Genomic DNA, 17,264 nt, shown 5'->3' on the forward strand with positions numbered 1-17,264 from the left:
CCTCGCCCTAAAGGGCCAGCGCTTTACGCTGTTCAAAACGTCATGGACGTTTTGTCCTACAACTCGAATTATTTAGAGTATAGCGTCTCCAGATAGCGCTCTGCGTCAAGCGCCGCCATGCAGCCGCTGCCGGCGGAGGTGATCGCCTGGCGGTAAATGTGGTCAGCGACGTCGCCTGCAGCGAAAATCCCCGGGATGCTGGTTTGCGTCGCGTTGCCGTTTGTGCCTGAATGTATAGACAAATAGCCGTCTTTCATCTCAAGCTGGCCGGCGAAAATAGCGGTATTGGGGCGGTGGCCGATGGCGATAAACACGCCCGTCAGAGTAAGCTCTTCCGTCACCTGCGTTTTGGTATCCTTGAGGCGAACGCCGGTCACGCCCATATCGTCGCCCAGCACTTCATCCAGCGTTCTGTCGGTGTGCAGAATGATGCTGCCGCTGCGCACTTTTTCCATCATGCGGTCGATAAGAATCTTTTCGGCGCGGAAGCTGTCGCGACGGTGAATAAGGTGAACTTCCGCTGCGATATTAGACAGATAAAGCGCTTCCTCAACGGCCGTGTTGCCGCCGCCGACAACCGCGACTTTTTGGTTACGGTAGAAGAAGCCGTCGCAGGTGGCGCAGGCCGATACGCCCCGGCCTTTGAAGCTCTCTTCGGAGGGGAGGCCAAGATATTGCGCGGACGCGCCGGTCGCAACGATCAGCGCGTCGCAGGTATATTCTTCACTATCGCCAAACAGGCGGAAGGGGCGGGCCTGAAAGTCAACTTTATGAATATGATCGATAATGACTTCGGTATTAAATTTCAGCGCATGCTCACGCATACGCTCCATCAGGCCGGGACCGGTTAGGCCTTCTGCATCACCGGGCCAGTTTTCGACTTCGGTCGTCGTGGTCAACTGACCACCCTGTTCGATGCCAGTGATCAGCACCGGCTTGAGGTTTGCCCGCGCGGCATAAACGGCAGCGGTATAGCCTGCGGGGCCGGAGCCGAGGATCAGAAGTTGACAATGTTTGGCCATAAACGATTTCCTGTTAACGGATGGGGCTGCAAGAGTAAAGTGATTGTAAGAAAAATACACCATGAAAAAAAGCGCGTAACCCGTTTACATCAATCCTTATGATAGTTATTGCCTATTAAATGATGCTTTTTGGATAAAAAACAACGCAATTATGATTTTTTATAGAGATATGTGCTTTTTTTTACTCTTTTACTTTGACAATACAGCGTGTATTTGCGAAAACATTATCTTGTAATTACGCTAGTAATCGCGTGAATAAAGTCTATGAAGGTGGGTAATCAGGCAAGGTTACAGAGACTTACTCTTTATTTACGTGGATTAACGGCTAATTCAACTTGTTCAGCGGTTCGTTTGGTAGGGTTGCCCTGTCAAAAACAAAAACAGAGAGGACGATAAGTCTTTGCGACAGGCAGGCCTTTTGCTATTGAGGCAGGAACAATAGCAGAAGGCGCAGAGCACTATGCGGGCTATTCTTATCAAGCCTGGCTGAACGGTGGCGCCAACTATCTTTATATGGAGAGAGAGTGGTGTATCAGAAACAAGGAAGATATTGAGAGAAAAAAAATGGTAGACAATAAAAAACGCCCTAGTAAAGATTTAGACCGTATTGACCGCAATATTCTGAATGAATTGCAGATGGATGGCCGTATCTCTAACGTTGAGCTTTCAAAGCGCGTAGGCCTTTCGCCGACGCCTTGTTTAGAGCGCGTTCGCCGTTTGGAAAGACAAAAATTTATTCAGGGCTATACGGCGCTGTTAAACCCCCACTATCTGGACGCTTCACTGCTGGTTTTTGTTGAAATTACGCTAAACCGCGGCGCGGCCGACGTTTTTGAACAGTTCAACACTGCCGTTCAAAAGCTTGAGGAAATTCAGGAGTGCCACCTGGTTTCGGGTGACTTTGACTATCTGTTGAAAACGCGCGTATCCGACATGTCGGCATACAGAAAGCTGCTGGGTGAAACCCTGCTGCGTTTACCAGGAGTTAACGACACGCGTACCTATGTCGTAATGGAAGAAGTAAAGCAGAGTAACCACCTCGTTATTAAAACGCGATAAGTTCACGGAGACAGGTGCAAACCCTGTGGATTTCCGTTACACTCCTGTTTATCCATACAGTTTCAGCGCTGGGGAAATCCTGGCGCTGCCGTTTTTGCGTCACTACGATGACCTGGAGAGCCTTTCTTGAGCCAGGAATATATAGAAGATAAAGAGCCTAAGTTGAAGAAGCTGAGCAGCCGCCAGCGGCTGCTTGAAGCCGGCCTGTTGGTCGTGACGGTGTTTGCCGTTTATATGATGGCCGCGCTGGTCAGCTTTAATCCTGCCGATCCCAGCTGGTCGCAGACGGCCTGGCATGAGCCCATCCATAACGTAGCCGGGGAGAGCGGCGCGTGGCTGGCGGACGTTTTCCTGTTTATTTTCGGCATCTTGGCCTATGCCATTCCTCCCTTGATGATTTTTTCCTGCTGGATGCTGTATCGCTTTACGCGCGAACAAAAGAGCGTAGATTTTTTTGCCTTTTCGCTACGCCTTGTTGGCTTTTTGGCGCTTATCTTTTCTTCCTGCGGCCTTTTTTCCATCAGCATTGACGACTGGTACTACTTCGCGTCTGGCGGCGTCGTTGGCAACCTGATTAACAGTGCGCTGCTTCCGCATATGAACAGCATGGGGGCGACGCTGACCCTGCTGGGCATTTGGGCGGTTGGCCTGACGCTATTGACCGGCTGGTCGTGGCTGACGATCGCGGAAAAAATCGGCGGAGTGGTCATGGGCATACTGACGTTTGCCTCCAACAAGACGCGAAAATCTTCCGGTGAGCCGTACGTAAATGAAAACGACGTTGACGAACGGCGGGATGGAAGAACCGTTGTGGTCGCGGGCGATGAAGACGACGTTTTACTTCGATCCCCTACGCTGGACTTAACCGAAGAAGAAAAAGACGATTCCGACGTTAATAATGAAGTTCAGCAGACGTTCACTTTTGCGCAGGCGAAAGAAACAGAGGATGAAATCGGCGAGGGCGTTCAGCTACAGCCTGGTCGCGTTGACATTTCCATGTTTGACAGCTCGCTGGTTTCTCAAAACGTAGAAGGGCAGCCCGGTGGCGAAGAGGCGGCTGCGCCTTCCTTCACCACGCAAATGCAGCACGCTGAGCAAAGCGACACTAGCGAAGCTCCGCAACCGCATTCGTCGGCATTTTCCTTCGGGCAAACGACGTTTACCAGCGTATCGCCCATATCTATTGATTCCGAACGTGAACCTGCTGCTGAGCCTTCCGATAATCACGAACAATACGGTTCGTGGCCAGAGCCAGCGCCTGAATGGCCGTCGACAGCCGTAAATAATGCCGCTGATAGCTCGAATGAAGCGCCGGAATATAACCCCTCTGCGCCGCAGGATGCCGTATCTGAAGCGTTTAATGCGCTTTCTGCCTCTACCGCTGCGGCGGCAGCCAGCATGACTTCCGCCTCGACGGGAATGCCGTTTACGCCAGTGCCCGTAGGCGGAATGCCTCAGGTGAAGCAGGGCATCGGGCCCGAACTGCCCAGACCCAATCCGGTCCGCATTCCGACTCGCAGAGAGCTGGCTTCCTACGGCATCAAGCTGCCGTCTCAGCGTGAGGCCGAGCTGCGTGAACGAGAAAAGCTGAACGATCTGAAAATTCAGGACGTAGAGCAAAGCGTACAGAATAGCGAAGAAGATCTGGACGCCATGCAGGAAGAGGCGCTGAGAAGAGCCTTCGCCGAGGAGCAGCGTGAGCGCTACGGTGACGATTATCAGATGGACGATGCGCACAGCAGCGCCGGCGATTTCTCTGCACAAAATAGCCCGTTGGCCGGCGTATCCGCCCGTGACGAAGACGATGAACCAATGGAAAGCCGTCCGGTTGAGCCGCTGTTTACTTTGCCTTCGCAGGCTAACTCAACGGATTTTGACGATCTGCCGTTTGGCAATCTGAATGACGTGACTTCACCGGCGTTTAGTTCTGCTCCTGTGGCTCCCGTTCAGGAACAGCCCTCGCACCCGGCGGCGCTCTCTGAGCCCGTTACGCCGCGTGCAGAGCCTGATTATGACAGTCATCCGCAGGCTTCGATTCAAGCGCCGGCGTTCACAACCCAGACGCCAGCCTTTATGCCGGAACCGGAAGAAGAGTCAGAACCCACGGCTCCGTCGATGGAAGGGCTGATTCATCCTTTCCTGATGCGCAACGAGCGCCCGTTGGAAAAGCCAACCACGCCTTTGCCGTCCCTTGACCTGTTGGCCGCGCCGCCGGCCAACCCGACGCCGATAGATATGGAAGCGCTGGAAGAAACGGCGCGGCTGTTGGAGCGTCGCTTGGCCGACTTCCGCGTCAAAGCGCGCGTGGTTGATATCCTGCCTGGACCAGTCATTACGCGCTTTGAACTGGATTTAGCGCCCGGCGTGAAGGCCGCTCGCATTTCCAGCCTGGCGCGAGACTTGGCGCGTTCCCTGTCGGTAGTCGCCGTGCGCGTTGTGGAAGTTATTCCCGGTAAGCCCTACGTGGGGTTAGAGTTGCCGAACGAGCACCGCCAAACCGTCTATATGCGTGAAGTGCTAAACGGCCCGGAGTTCACCAACGCCGCGTCGCCGTTAACGATAGTTTTAGGTAAGGATATTTCCGGGCAACCGGTGGTGGCGGATCTGGCTAAAATGCCCCATTTACTGGTGGCCGGTACGACCGGTTCAGGTAAGTCGGTCGGCGTCAACGCCATGATCTTAAGCATGCTGTTTAAGTCCAAGCCGGAAGAAGTTCGGTTTATCATGATCGACCCTAAAATGCTTGAGCTGTCGGTCTATGAAGGCATTCCACATCTGTTGACCGAAGTTGTCACCGACATGAAGGATGCGGCAAACGCATTGAACTGGTGCGTCGGTGAGATGGAGCGTCGCTATAAGCTGATGTCTGCGCTCGGGGTAAGAAACCTGGCGGGTTATAACGAGCGTCTGGCTGAGGCGGAAGCGCTGGGCCGCCCGGTTCCCGATCCGTTCTGGAAGCCGACGGACAGCATGGACATGACGCATCCGGTACTGGAAAAACTGCCCTATATCGTCGTGATGGTAGATGAATTTGCCGATTTGATGATGGCGGTGGGTAAGAAAGTCGAAGAGCTGATTGCTCGACTGGCGCAAAAAGCGCGCGCGGCGGGGATCCACTTGGTTCTGGCAACGCAGCGTCCGTCCGTTGACGTCATTACCGGCCTGATTAAGGCCAACATTCCGACTCGAATGGCGTTTACCGTTTCCAGCAAGATTGACTCGCGTACGATCCTCGATCAGGGCGGTGCGGAATCGCTGCTCGGCATGGGCGACATGCTTTATCTGCCGCCGAACTCTTCTATGCCGATGCGCGTGCACGGCGCCTTCGTTCGGGATCAGGAAGTACACGCCGTGGTTCAGGATTGGAAGGCCCGCGGGCGTCCTCAGTATATTGAGAACATCACCGCATCCTCTGACGAAAGCGGCGATGGTTTGGGCTTTGACGGCGAAGAGGAGCTGGATCCGCTGTTCGATCAGGCGGTGGCTTTTGTTATCGAGAAGAAGAAGCCGTCCATTTCCGGCATTCAGCGCCAGTTCCGCATTGGTTATAACCGGGCGGCGAGAATTATCGACCAGATGGAAGCTCAGGGCATCGTTAGCCCGCCGGGGCACAGCGGCAACCGCGAGGTGCTCGCACGCTCTCAGTTTGAGTAAACGACGACGGGCCGCCTATGCGGCCCGAACTCTATAAGTGAAAAGATAGGTAAAAGATTATCGTTCAAGCGCTTTAGCGCGATAGTCTGTCGAAATGCACGATTTAGGTCGCGTGTCTTCTAAACGAAACGCTATGCACGCGGTGAATTAAAGAGTTACATGAGAGTGGAGTGATAGTCACGATGAAGAAGTCTCTTATTGTCGCAGGCCTGTTGTTGACCGTGGCTTCATTCGCCGCATTGGCTGATGCTCGCTCCGATCTGCAAGGGCGCTTGAATAAGCTAAACAGCTTTCAGGCGCGCTTTACCCAGACGGTGAAAGACGCCGGCGGCGCTTCAATCCAACAGGGCGAAGGCGATCTGTGGGTCAAGCGGCCGAACCTGTTTCGTTGGCATATGACTTCACCGGATGAAAGCATTCTGGTGTCCGACGGTAAAACGCTGTGGTTTTACAACCCCTTCGTTGAGCAGGTTACCGCCACCTGGCTCAATAGCGTGACGGGCGATACGCCCTTCATGCTGATTACGCGCAATAGTAAGACCGACTGGGACAAATACGACGTCGCTCAAAAGGGCGACGAGTTTGAGCTGACGCCGAAGGCGAAGAAGGGCAACCTGAAAGCGTTTTCCATCAATGTTACCAGCGACGGCGCGATTAAGAGCTTCAGCGCCGTTGAGCAAGACGGGCAGCGCAGCACCTATCAGTTGAAGGGGCAGCAGGTCGGTTCCGTTGACGCATCCAAGTTTACTTTTACTCCGCCTAAGGGCGTCACTCTGGACGACCAGCGTCGGTGAGGTCAGCGTGAGCAACCTGTCTCTCGATTTTTCACAAAACGAATTTCAGCCGCTGGCCGCGCGCATGCGGCCTCGCTCGCTTGAAGAGTACGTCGGCCAGCGCCATCTGCTGTCGTCCGGCAAGCCTTTGCCGCGTGCGATTGCTGCCGGTCAGCTTCACTCCATGATCTTATGGGGGCCGCCGGGCACGGGGAAAACGACGCTGGCGGAAATTATTGGTCGCTACGCTAGCGCTGACATCGAACGCATTTCGGCCGTGACTTCCGGTATTAAAGAAATCCGGGAAGCGATAGAAAGAGCGCGTATTAATCGTGACGCCGGCAGAAGAACCATCCTGTTCGTTGACGAAGTCCACCGTTTTAACAAAAGCCAACAGGACGCGTTTTTACCCCATATTGAGGACGGAACGATCTTCTTTATCGGTGCGACCACCGAAAACCCGTCGTTTGAGCTTAATTCGGCACTGCTGTCCCGCGCGCGGGTCTATTTGCTTAAGTCGCTGGACGCTGAAGATATCGAGCAGGTGCTGCTGCAGGCCATGAACGATGAAGAGCGCGGCTACGGTAAGCAGAACGTTCAGCTGCCTGATGAAACGCGCCGCCTGCTGGCCGAACTGGTGAATGGCGATGCGCGTCGCGCGTTGAACATTCTGGAAATGATGGCCGATATGGCGGAAATATCGTCGGACGGCCAGCGCGTTTTGACGACGGAGCTGTTAAAAGAAGTCTCCGGCGAGCGCAGCGCCCGTTTTGACAATCAGGGCGATCGCTATTACGACCTTATTTCCGCGCTGCATAAGTCGGTGCGGGGCTCTGCGCCCGACGCGGCGCTTTACTGGTATGCCCGCATTCTTACCGCCGGCGGCGATCCGCTTTACGTTGCCCGCAGGCTGCTGGCGATCGCTTCTGAAGACGTGGGCAATGCGGATCCCCGCGGCATGCAGGTGGCAATCTCTGCCTGGGACTGCTTTACGCGCGTTGGTGCCGCTGAGGGCGAACGAGCGATTGCACAGGCGATAGTATATCTGGCCTGCGCGCCTAAGAGTAACGCGGTGTACACGGCCTTTAAGGCGGCAGTGAAAGACGCACGAGAAAGGCCGGACTACGACGTCCCGGTTCATTTACGCAACGCGCCGACTAAACTTATGAAAGAAATAGGCTTTGGCGCCGAGTATCGCTACGCTCATGATGAACCTAACGCCTACGCGGCCGGAGAGAGCTACTTCCCGCCGGAAATGGATGGGCACCGCTACTATTTTCCAGAGCCGCGAGGTTTGGAAACCAAGATTGCCGAAAAGCTGAACTGGTTGGCTGAGCAGGATCAAAATAGCGCAACAAAACGCTACCGTTAGCCGATAGGTTGCGGTAAGGTACAAGCTGTAAAAGGTTTATCAGCGCCCCTCAGAGGCGCTGATATCGTTATTAATATTCAAAAACTGATAGGCACGGGATTAGCATGCTGGATCCGAATTTATTACGTAATGAGCTGGATGCAACCGCAGAAAAACTGGCTCGCAGAGGTTATAAGCTGGACGTGGATACGTTACGCCGACAGGAAGAGCGTCGTAAAGTACTGCAGGTCGAAACAGAAACGCTGCAAGCTGAACGTAATTCCCGATCCAAATCCATTGGCGAAGCAAAAGCGCGCGGTGAGGATATTGAGCCTCTGCGTCGTGAAGTGAACCTGTTGGGGGAAAAGCTGAACGCAGCAAAGGCCGAACTGGACAAGCTGCAGGCTGAAATTCATGATTCGGTGTCTGTCATTCCCAATATCCCCGATGAGTCAGTACCTTTCGGTAAAGACGACGGCGACAACCTCGAGGTTAGCCGCTGGGGCGAGCCGCGTAAGTTTGATTTCCCCGTTCGCGATCACGTTGACTTAGGCGAGATGAGCGGCGGTTTGGACTTTGCCGCTGCGGTGAAGCTGACCGGCGCCCGTTTTGTGGTCATGAAAGGGCAGATTGCCCGCATGCATCGCGCACTGGCCCATTTTATGCTCGATCTGCACACCACGCAGCATGGCTACACCGAAGCCTACGTTCCTTATCTGGTTAATCAGGCGACGCTGTTTGGCACAGGGCAACTGCCGAAGTTTGGTGAAGATCTGTTCCACACCAAGCCGCTGGCTGAAGAAGCTGAAACCAGCAACTACGGTCTGATCCCTACGGCGGAAGTACCGGTCACTAACCTGGTGCGCGACGAAATTCTGGACGAAGACAGCCTGCCGCTGAAAATGACCGCCCACACGCCGTGCTTCCGCTCTGAAGCCGGTTCTTACGGGCGCGACACTCGCGGCCTTATCCGCATGCACCAGTTCGATAAGGTCGAGTTGGTTCAGATCGTTCGCCCTGAAGATTCAATGAACGCGCTTGAAGAGCTGACGGGGCACGCGGAGAAAGTGCTGCAGCTGCTTGGTCTGCCTTATAGAAAAGTGCTTCTGTGTACCGGTGATATGGGCTTTGGTTCACGCAAGACTTACGATCTGGAAGTTTGGGTTCCTGCGCAGAATACTTACCGTGAAATCTCCTCTTGTTCAAACATGTGGGATTTCCAGGCTCGCCGCATGCAGGCCCGCTTCCGCGCCAAGGGCGATAAGAAAACTCAGTTAGTGCACACGCTGAACGGTTCCGGCTTAGCCGTAGGCCGTACGCTGGTTGCCGTGCTTGAGAACTATCAGCAGGCCGATGGCCGTATTGAAGTTCCTGCCGTTCTGCGCCCTTATATGGGCGGTTTGGAATATATTGGTTAACTGATATTCCATTTCGGGTAAATAGACAGCGCCCGGTAAGCGAAAATTCCGCTTATCGGGCGTTTTTTATTGTTTATACCAATGGAATGCGACAACATTTTTCACTGTTATTACTCCTTTTAAAAATCTTTCCTTAATTTATTAAAATGAAACGTAACAAATTGGCCTTTGTTTGCGATTCCTTATCTCCACTGCGTTAAGAATGTACGCGTTCGTTTTCTTAAAATAACGAATCGGGTTTATATTATTTGGTAATGATTATTGTTAACACTAATAAAGTGGTGAAAATGAAACAATTTATTGATTTAAATATAAAAAATAGAGGTTTATTTTATTTAAGCAGGCCATATTTCTTAACCTTTCTTTAAATAGCATTTTTTTGACTAAACGCAAGTTCCTTTTTAACCCTAAAGTAGTATAAAAAGTCAGGCAGGGATAAAAAGTATGATGGATATATTACTCCTTCCAAAAATAAATATTTCCTTAGCTGTTAGCCTTTATCGGTTGGATATTTCACAACGTTGAATATTCCTTTCTTATTACCGATCGTTTCGGAAAGCAGTAGTTTAACCCGGTGACGTTTTATCGCGGTATTCACATTTTCGGCGCTATTTCCCGTAAGCAAAGAAAAACACTGTGAAAAAACGGCCTGATATCTAGTTCAACAATAAGAAAGCAGGTGAGTTATGAGCCTTGACGAAAAGAAAAACGATGGCGTACTGCAGGTCAGTCGGCGCCAGTTGGTGCAAACCGGCGCTATCGGCGGTTTGGCGCTGGCAGCCGGCGGCGTTTCGTTGCCGTTTGGAACGGCAAAAGCGGAAGGCGGTCCCGTTCAAAGCGGAGCTGCCGATGAAAAAGTGGTCTGGAGCGCCTGCACCGTCAACTGCGGCAGCCGTTGTCCGCTACGCATGCACGTGGTGAACGGCGAAATCAAGTATGTCGAGACGGACAATACCGGCAATGACGACTATGCCGACAATCAGGTGCGCGCCTGCCTACGCGGGCGTTCGATGCGTCGTCGCGTATACAATCCGGATCGATTGAAGTATCCGATGAAGCGCGTAGGCAAAAGAGGTGAAGGCAAATTCAAGCGTATTACGTGGGAAGAAGCCTATGATGAAATCGCCAATAGCCTTAAGCGCATTATTAAAGACTATGGCAATGAGGCCGTTTACCTGCAGTATGCGACCGGAACGTTAGGCGGGACGGTGACTCGCTCCTGGCCGCCGGGAACCTCCCTGATTGCTCGCCTGATGAACTGCTGCGGCGGCTACTTAAACCACTACAATACCTACAGCACGGCGCAAATTACCACCGGGCTAAGCTATACCTACGGCAGCGGAGCGGGCAACAGCTTTTCCGATATTGAAAACACCAAGCTGGTGGTGATGTTCGGCAATAACCCGGCTGAAACCCGCATGAGCGGCGGCGGCATGACGTACCTGTTGGAGCAGGCGCGAGAACGCTCCAACGCCAGAATGATTGTTATCGACCCGCGCTATTGCGATACCGCCGCAGGTCGGGAAGACGTGTGGATCCCGATTACGCCGGGCACTGACGCTGCGCTGGTTGCCGGCATTGCCTATGTGCTGATTACGGAAAATCTGGTCGACCAGGCCTTTCTGGACAAGTACTGCGTGGGTTATGACGAGAAAACGCTGCCGGCTTCCGCGCCGCGCAACGGACACTATAAGGCCTATATTCTGGGCGAAGGCGCCGACGGCATCGCTAAAACGCCACAGTGGGCGGAAAAAATCACCGCCGTTCCCGCCGACAGCATTATCAAGCTGGCGCGCGAAATCGGCAGCGCCAAGCCTGCGTTTATCTGTCAGGGATGGGGGCCGCAGCGCCACGCTAACGGGGAAATGACGGCGCGGGCGATCGCGACGCTGGCCTGTCTGACCGGCAACGTCGGCATCAATGGCGGCAACAGCGGCGCTCAGGGCGGCACCTACGCCATTCCGTTCGTTCGTTTCCCTACGCTGGAAAACCCGATTAAGGACAGCATCTCTTTCTTCTTATGGACTGACGCCATTCTGCGCGGCCCGGAAATGACCGCTACCCATGACGGCGTGCGCAACACCGAAAGGTTGAAACAGCCGATTAAGTTCATCTGGAACTACGCCGGCAACAGCATCATCAACCAGCATTCAGATATCAATAAAACGCTTAAGATCCTGGAAGATGACACCAAGTGCGAAATGATTGTGGTCATTGACAACCACATGACCGCCAGCGCCCGCTGTGCCGATATTCTACTGCCGGACTTGACTACCTCGGAGCAGATGGATTTCTGTATGGACGCCACTTCCGGCAACATGGGATATGTGATTTTTGCCGACCAGGCGATTAAACCGCAGTTTGAGTGCCGCTCCATCTATGAGATGACCTCTGAAATTGCTAAACGAATGGGCGTCGAGCAGAAGTTTACCGAAGGGCGTACTCAGGAAGAGTGGCTGCGTCACCTTTATCAGTTAACGCGGGATAAAGATCCTCAGCTTCCGACCTTTGAAGAGTTTCGTCAAATGGGGATCGTCAAGCGTAAAGACCCAGCCGGGCATTTTGTTGCCTATAAGGCGTTCCGCGACGATCCGCAGGCTAATCCGCTTCCCACGCCGTCGGGTAAAATTGAGATTTACTCCGAACGGCTGGCCGATATTGCCAAGAGCTGGCAGCTGCCGGAAGGGGACGTCGTCGATCCGCTGCCGATTCAGGTCTCCACTTTCGAAGGCTTTGATTCTCCTCTGCGTAAGAAATATCCGCTGCAGCTAATTGGCTTCCACTACAAGGCGCGCTGTCATTCTACCTACGGTAATGTTGACGTCCTTAAGGCTGCGGCCCGTCAGGAAGTGTGGGTGAATCCGATGGATGCCCAGCAGCGCGGCATTAAAAACGGTGACGTTATTCGCATTTTTAACGATCGCGGTGAAGTTCATATTGAGGCCAAAGTGACCCCTCGCATGATGCCTGGCGTTGTGGCGCTGGGGGAAGGCGCGTGGTTCTCGCCGGATGAAAAAGGCGTCGACCACGGGGGTTGTATCAACGTGCTGACTACGCAGCGCCCATCGCCTCTGGCGAAAGGCAACCCGCAGCACACCAATCTGGTTGAAGTTGCAAAGGTTTAAGGAGCTGCTAATGACAACGCAATACGGTTTTTTTATTGATTCCAGTCGTTGCACGGGCTGCAAAACCTGCGAATTGGCCTGTAAAGACTATAAAGACCTGACGCCGGAGGTCAGTTTCCGTCGCGTCTATGAGTACGCCGGCGGCGATTGGCAAAAGGACGGCGACGGATGGCGGCATAACGTGTTTGCCTACTATTTGTCTATTGCCTGTAACCACTGCAGCGACCCTGCCTGCGTGAAGGTCTGCCCAAGCGGTGCGATGCACAAGCGTGAGGATGGTTTTGTCGTGGTGAACGAAGAGGTGTGCATTGGCTGTCGTTACTGCCATATGGCATGCCCTTACGGCGCTCCCCAGTTCAATGCGGTGAAGGGTCACATGACCAAGTGCGACGGCTGCCACGAGCGCGTAGCGGTCGGCAAGAAGCCGATGTGCGTGGAGTCCTGCCCGCTGCGAGCGTTGGACTTTGGGCCAATTGATGAACTGCGTAAAAAGTACGGCACGCTTGCCGAAGTCGCTCCGCTGCCTGAAGCAAAATACACCCAGCCGAATATCGTGCTGAAGCCTAACGCCTGCGCTCGCCCGGTGGGCGATAAAGCGGGTCATTTATCCAATCCGAAGGAGGTGTAAGATGGGACTGGGATGGCATGAATGGCCTCTGATGCTGTTTACCGTACTGGGCCAGTGCGCCGTGGGCGGCTTTATTGTAATGGGGCTTGCGCTTCTGTGCAGCAAAACGGATGAAGCGCAGCGTAAATCAATTCATAAAGGCATGTTCTTTATCTGGGTGCTGCTGGGGATAGGTTTCCTGCTTTCCATGATGCACCTGGGCACTATCGCTCGCGCGCTTAATTCGTTAAACCGCGTTGGCGAATCGGCGTTGAGTAATGAAATTGCCTGCGGCATTGCGTTTTTCGCCCTCGGCGGTATTTACTGGCTTTTGGCGATGCTGGACAAAATGCCGACCGCGTTGGGCAAGCCATGGCTTATCGTAGCCATGATTGCTGGCGTAGCCTTTATCTATGCCATGAGCAGGGTGTATCAGATTGATACTGTACCTACCTGGCATAGTGGTTACACTACGCTGAGCTTCTTTATGACCGCCATTATCGGCGGCCCGCTGTTGGGCCGCCTGCTTAGAGGCGACCAGTGCTCGTGCAGCGGCAGACCGCTTGCCGCAGTCAGCGTCATCGCGCTTATCGTCAGTGCGGCTTTTGGCATGATGCAGGGCGCGGAGTTGGGCAGCATGTACAGTACCGTAACGTCGGTGACGGCAATGGTGCCGAACTTTGGTTCAATGATGGCGCTGCGCGTGATTTTGGTGGCTATCGGACTTGCGCTGTGGATTTATCCGATGGTTCGCGGTCAACGTCCGGGGATTGCCCATATGCTACCGGGATTTATTCTGGTGGTGCTCGGTGAAATTATTGGGCGCGCCGTATTCTACAACCTGCATATGACCGTCGGCGTCACCTTCGGCGGTTAACGTGATAGAGCGGCGACTTTCAGACGTCGCCGCTTCTTTTCTGATACATTTATTGCCTTGTTTTATAAAAGCCAGAACCAATAAGGGCTATTTTATGAGTTCATCCGTTAAGCCTACCGAAAACAGTCTGAGTGCGATTTCTTTAACCGGAAGGATGCTTGGTGCCTTGTTGTACTACAGTCCTGAGCGGGAAGAGGTTGCGCCTCTGCTGGATCTGCTTTCCCAGAACGGCTGGCCCAGCGAGTGGCCCTGTGGGGCTGGCGCTGATCTGGAGCCGGCTGCGGCTGAGATATCGCAGGGGCTGGCGGCAGAGCGGCGTGCGCTCTTGCCTGAAGCCTATCAGACCCTGTTTATCGGCCCTAATGAGCTACCCACGCCCCCTTGGGGCTCGGTTTATCTCGATAGAGAAATGGTGGTGTTTGGGGAGTCAACGCTGGCGCTGCGGGCCTGGCAGGCCTCTTTGGGTATCAGCGTGGAGCAGAAGATGCGCGAACCGGAAGATCACATCGGTCTGCTATTGATGATGGCCGCGTGGCTGGCTGAGAATCGCCCCGAGCAGCTAAGCGTTTTGTTAGGAGAACATCTGTTGCCCTGGAGCGACCGCTTTTTTACCTTACTGGAAGAGCGGAGTGTGCATCCCTTTTATCGCGGCGTTGCGCAGTTGGCGAGGGCGACGCTAAAAGACTGGCGGGAAAGCGTTCAGCCGGTCGTCGTAAAAAAGACGCTGTTTTTCTGATAAGCAGGCAGAATATAACCTGAGACGGCGCGGGCAGTGCGATAGCGGAAGTGGGCCTGCGCTACTTATTTTTGTTTTATCTCCAGCGATTCCCATTGACTTTTTTTTCCGCAGTGGGATGATCTGCGTCACACATTTCTTCCTTTCTCCTATTGGCATAAACATGTCCGCGTTTAGTCGTCCCGTGCTGCTTCTGTTAGCCGGGCTGTTGCTGTTTACAACGTCGATGGCCGTTTTGAATACGCTGGTTCCCCTTTGGCTAAATCACGCCTCGCTTTCAACCTGGCAGGTTGGCGTAGTGAGCTCGGCCTATTTTACCGGTAACCTGATAGGCGCGCTTATTGCAGGAGCGTTGATTAACGCGTTTGGTTTTGTCAAAACCTATCATGGCGCCTGCGCGTTGTTTATTGCCGCTACGCTTCTTTTGGGGATTTCCGTCGGCTTTATCTCTTGGAGCGCCTGGCGCTTTCTGGCCGGCATAGCCTGCGCGATGATTTGGGTTGTGGTTGAAAGCGCGCTGTTATACAACGGCGCGCTGCGCTGCCGGGGCCAGCTTTTGGCCGCCTATATGCTGGTGTATTATACCGGAACGCTGATTGGACAAATGCTATTGGGGGCGTTGCCTACTGCGCTTCACGGCGTGCTTCCCTGGGCGACGGGCGTGCTTATTGCCTCGCTGCTGCCGCTGCTTTTTATGCGCATGCCGAAGCCGGTCAGCGAAGAAGGCAAGCGTTATCACGTTTGGTCAATGGCTAAGCGTAAGGATGCCCGCCTTGGCGTCGTCGGCTGCATGCTTTCGGGCGTCGTGCTGGGCTCTCTGTACGGGCTGCTGCCGCTTTATCTATCTCATGCCGGCTATGACAATGCGCGCGTGGGCTACTGGATGGCGCTGATCGTCTGTGCCGGCATGATGGGGCAACTGCCGATCGGCAAGCTGGCTGACCGCTTTGGGCAGCTGTTTATTTTGCGAATTCAGGTTTTTGTTATTATCGTCAGCTCGCTCAGCGTATTGAGCGGCGACTCTTTGGCGCTGTCTCTGTTTATGCTGGGACTGTCCGGCTTTACGCTTTATCCTATTGCGATGGCGTGGGGCTGCGAGCGGGCCAGCTCTGACGAGCTTATCACCATGAATCAGACGTTGCTGCTTAGCTATACCGTCGGCAGCCTGCTGGGGCCTGCGTTAACGGCCATGCTGATGCAGCAGTATTCCGATAAGCTGCTGTTTATCGTGATTGCCGTTTCCGCCGCCGTATTTATGACCATGCTGTTTCGCAAGGCCGGGCGCTATCATCGTCCACTGACGATGCAGTAGCGTTGTTTATCCCGCGCTCAGGCGCGGGTTCTACCGTCTTTCCCTTCATTAATGTTATGGGCTTGAAGGCTCATCCTTAATATCCAGCTCGATAACCTGATTCTTCTTTATGGTCGATAGGCTGAAATCGGGCACAATACCGCTATTTGACGCCAGCAGCCTTAGGCGAACGGATTGGGTTACCCAGCGATCGCTTGAATAAATTGCCTCTATCTCTATCTGCCCCGTCATTTTGCTACCCTTAATCAGGGACGTGAAGTGAGTACACTCTTGATCCTTACAGGGGCTGGTGAGAGGAATAGGGTGTACGTCCAGCGGTTCTCCCAGCAGGGCAATCACCTGCCGATCGGATTTTACCCGTTCGGCGACGGAATGATAAAACTGATAGTTTTTAGAAACGGTAGGGGAGAAAACGATAAACCTAACGGTAAACGTAATAATGAGCGCGAGAACGACTACCGCAGCGATGGCTATCCATAGCCATTTACTGCGCAGAAGCGTCGATTTTTTCCCTTCGGCGCTCGAACGGGCGCCGGGCCGAAAGTCCTTTTCCACGATGTGTCCTTGTATCGCTAAGTCTGGGGTTAATAAATAACCTTGTGACCGTACTCTTCCAAAATGGCTTTGACCCTGTCCATGGTCTCTTTTTTAGGCGGCTTGACGCCGTCGAGCTTGTACTCTTCGCCCATGGCCGTCCACTTGTGCTTGCCAAGCTCGTGATAGGGCAGCAGCTCGATTTTTTCAATGTTGGTCATGTTCTGCGTGAATTCGCCGAGCATGCGGGCGGATTTTTCATCGTCGGACCAGCCGGGCACAACCACGTAGCGGATCCAGGTTTTCTGGTTACGCTTGGCAAGATGGCGGGCGAACTCCAGCGTACGGTGGTTGGATACGCCGACCAGATTCTGGTGGACGCTGTCGTCAAGCTGCTTGAGGTCGAGCATGACCAGATCGGTAACGTCCAGCAGCTCGTCGATAACCGCGTCGTAGCGGCGCACGAAGCCGTTGGTGTCCAAACAGGTGTGGATGCCTTCTTTTTGGCAGGCGCGAAACCAGTCTCGGACAAACTCGGCCTGTAAAATCGCTTCGCCGCCGGACGCGGTGACGCCGCCGCCGGAGGCGTTCATAAAGTGGCGATAGGTCACTATCTCTTTCATTAAGTCTTCTACCGCGACCTCCGTTCCACCGTGGGTATCCCAGGTATCCCGGTTGTGACAGTAAAGGCAGCGCATCAGGCAGCCCTGAAAGAAGACGATAAAGCGGATCCCCGGCCCGTCGACGGTGCCGCAGGATTCAAAAGAGTGGATACGGCCTTTGATTGACATTACTC

13 protein-coding genes are annotated in these 17,264 nt (G+C 53.7%); 10 read left to right on the forward strand and 3 right to left on the reverse strand.

The features are described from left to right. Nucleotides 1-68: 68 nt before the first annotated feature. Complete coding sequence (gene trxB, locus V8L73_RS07585) at nucleotides 69-1,022, reverse strand: thioredoxin-disulfide reductase (RefSeq protein WP_027274496.1); 954 nt, start codon at nucleotides 1,020-1,022, stop codon at nucleotides 69-71. A gap of 564 nt (nucleotides 1,023-1,586) precedes the next feature. Between trxB and lrp the strand changes: the two genes are divergently transcribed. From lrp to V8L73_RS07635, 10 genes are all read left to right on the forward strand, one after another. Then, nucleotides 1,587-2,081 (forward strand): leucine-responsive transcriptional regulator Lrp, encoded by a 495-nt coding sequence (gene lrp, locus V8L73_RS07590; RefSeq protein WP_027274497.1) that lies wholly within the window; start codon nucleotides 1,587-1,589, stop codon nucleotides 2,079-2,081. Nucleotides 2,082-2,207: 126 nt separating this feature from the next. Further along, nucleotides 2,208-5,735, forward strand: a complete 3,528-nt coding sequence (locus V8L73_RS07595) for a DNA translocase FtsK 4TM domain-containing protein (RefSeq protein ID WP_347254545.1) — start codon at nucleotides 2,208-2,210, stop codon at nucleotides 5,733-5,735. Nucleotides 5,736-5,917: 182 nt separating this feature from the next. Beyond that, nucleotides 5,918-6,529 (forward strand): outer membrane lipoprotein chaperone LolA, encoded by a 612-nt coding sequence (lolA, locus tag V8L73_RS07600; RefSeq protein ID WP_347254546.1) that lies wholly within the window; start codon nucleotides 5,918-5,920, stop codon nucleotides 6,527-6,529. 7 nt (nucleotides 6,530-6,536) lie between these two features. Continuing rightward, nucleotides 6,537-7,880, forward strand: a complete 1,344-nt coding sequence (locus V8L73_RS07605) for a replication-associated recombination protein A (RefSeq protein WP_027274500.1) — start codon at nucleotides 6,537-6,539, stop codon at nucleotides 7,878-7,880. A 104-nt stretch (nucleotides 7,881-7,984) separates the two neighbouring features. Continuing rightward, nucleotides 7,985-9,277, forward strand: coding sequence for a serine--tRNA ligase (gene serS, locus V8L73_RS07610; protein WP_027274501.1), 1,293 nt, complete (start codon nucleotides 7,985-7,987; stop codon nucleotides 9,275-9,277). 686 nt (nucleotides 9,278-9,963) lie between these two features. Continuing rightward, a complete protein-coding gene (locus V8L73_RS07615; RefSeq protein WP_036023788.1) occupies nucleotides 9,964-12,402 on the forward strand; it encodes a DmsA/YnfE/YnfF family dimethyl sulfoxide reductase in 2,439 nt (812 codons plus the stop codon). A 10-nt stretch (nucleotides 12,403-12,412) separates the two neighbouring features. Then, nucleotides 12,413-13,030, forward strand: a complete 618-nt coding sequence (locus V8L73_RS07620; protein WP_261831628.1) for a DMSO/selenate family reductase complex B subunit — start codon at nucleotides 12,413-12,415, stop codon at nucleotides 13,028-13,030. A gap of 1 nt (nucleotide 13,031) precedes the next feature. Then, a complete protein-coding gene (locus V8L73_RS07625; RefSeq protein WP_347254547.1) occupies nucleotides 13,032-13,886 on the forward strand; it encodes a DmsC/YnfH family molybdoenzyme membrane anchor subunit in 855 nt (284 codons plus the stop codon). Between the two features lie 94 nt (nucleotides 13,887-13,980). Further along, entirely contained in the window at nucleotides 13,981-14,622 is a 642-nt protein-coding gene (gene dmsD / locus V8L73_RS07630; RefSeq protein WP_036023827.1) for a Tat proofreading chaperone DmsD, read from the forward strand. Between the two features lie 163 nt (nucleotides 14,623-14,785). Next, nucleotides 14,786-15,934, forward strand: a complete 1,149-nt coding sequence (locus tag V8L73_RS07635) for an MFS transporter (protein WP_027274506.1) — start codon at nucleotides 14,786-14,788, stop codon at nucleotides 15,932-15,934. Nucleotides 15,935-15,988: 54 nt separating this feature from the next. On the opposite strand, the gene V8L73_RS07640 is transcribed toward V8L73_RS07635, so the two are convergent. Both V8L73_RS07640 and pflA read right to left on the reverse strand, forming a co-directional pair. Next, the gene (locus V8L73_RS07640; RefSeq protein WP_347254548.1) at nucleotides 15,989-16,489 is read right to left on the reverse strand and encodes a cytochrome c oxidase assembly factor Coa1 family protein; all 501 of its coding nucleotides are present in this window, start codon (nucleotides 16,487-16,489) and stop codon (nucleotides 15,989-15,991) included. Between the two features lie 29 nt (nucleotides 16,490-16,518). Continuing rightward, the gene (gene pflA, locus V8L73_RS07645; protein WP_036023790.1) at nucleotides 16,519-17,259 is read right to left on the reverse strand and encodes a pyruvate formate lyase 1-activating protein; all 741 of its coding nucleotides are present in this window, start codon (nucleotides 17,257-17,259) and stop codon (nucleotides 16,519-16,521) included. Nucleotides 17,260-17,264 lie beyond the last annotated feature (5 nt).

It is taken from the genome of Leminorella grimontii (genome assembly GCF_039789245.1).
Classification (GTDB): Bacteria; Pseudomonadota; Gammaproteobacteria; order Enterobacterales; family Enterobacteriaceae; genus Leminorella; species Leminorella grimontii.

Coding starts and splice junctions, on each gene's coding strand:
- trxB (WP_027274496.1), bottom strand. CDS start 1,022: ATGGCCAAACATTGTCAACTTCTGATCCTCGGCTCCGGCCCCGCAGGC.
- lrp (WP_027274497.1), top strand. CDS start 1,587: ATGGTAGACAATAAAAAACGCCCTAGTAAAGATTTAGACCGTATTGAC.
- lolA (WP_347254546.1), top strand. CDS start 5,918: ATGAAGAAGTCTCTTATTGTCGCAGGCCTGTTGTTGACCGTGGCTTCA.
- serS (WP_027274501.1), top strand. CDS start 7,985: ATGCTGGATCCGAATTTATTACGTAATGAGCTGGATGCAACCGCAGAA.
- V8L73_RS07615 (WP_036023788.1), top strand. CDS start 9,964: ATGAGCCTTGACGAAAAGAAAAACGATGGCGTACTGCAGGTCAGTCGG.
- V8L73_RS07620 (WP_261831628.1), top strand. CDS start 12,413: ATGACAACGCAATACGGTTTTTTTATTGATTCCAGTCGTTGCACGGGC.
- V8L73_RS07625 (WP_347254547.1), top strand. CDS start 13,032: ATGGGACTGGGATGGCATGAATGGCCTCTGATGCTGTTTACCGTACTG.
- dmsD (WP_036023827.1), top strand. CDS start 13,981: ATGAGTTCATCCGTTAAGCCTACCGAAAACAGTCTGAGTGCGATTTCT.
- V8L73_RS07635 (WP_027274506.1), top strand. CDS start 14,786: ATGTCCGCGTTTAGTCGTCCCGTGCTGCTTCTGTTAGCCGGGCTGTTG.
- pflA (WP_036023790.1), bottom strand. CDS start 17,259: ATGTCAATCAAAGGCCGTATCCACTCTTTTGAATCCTGCGGCACCGTC.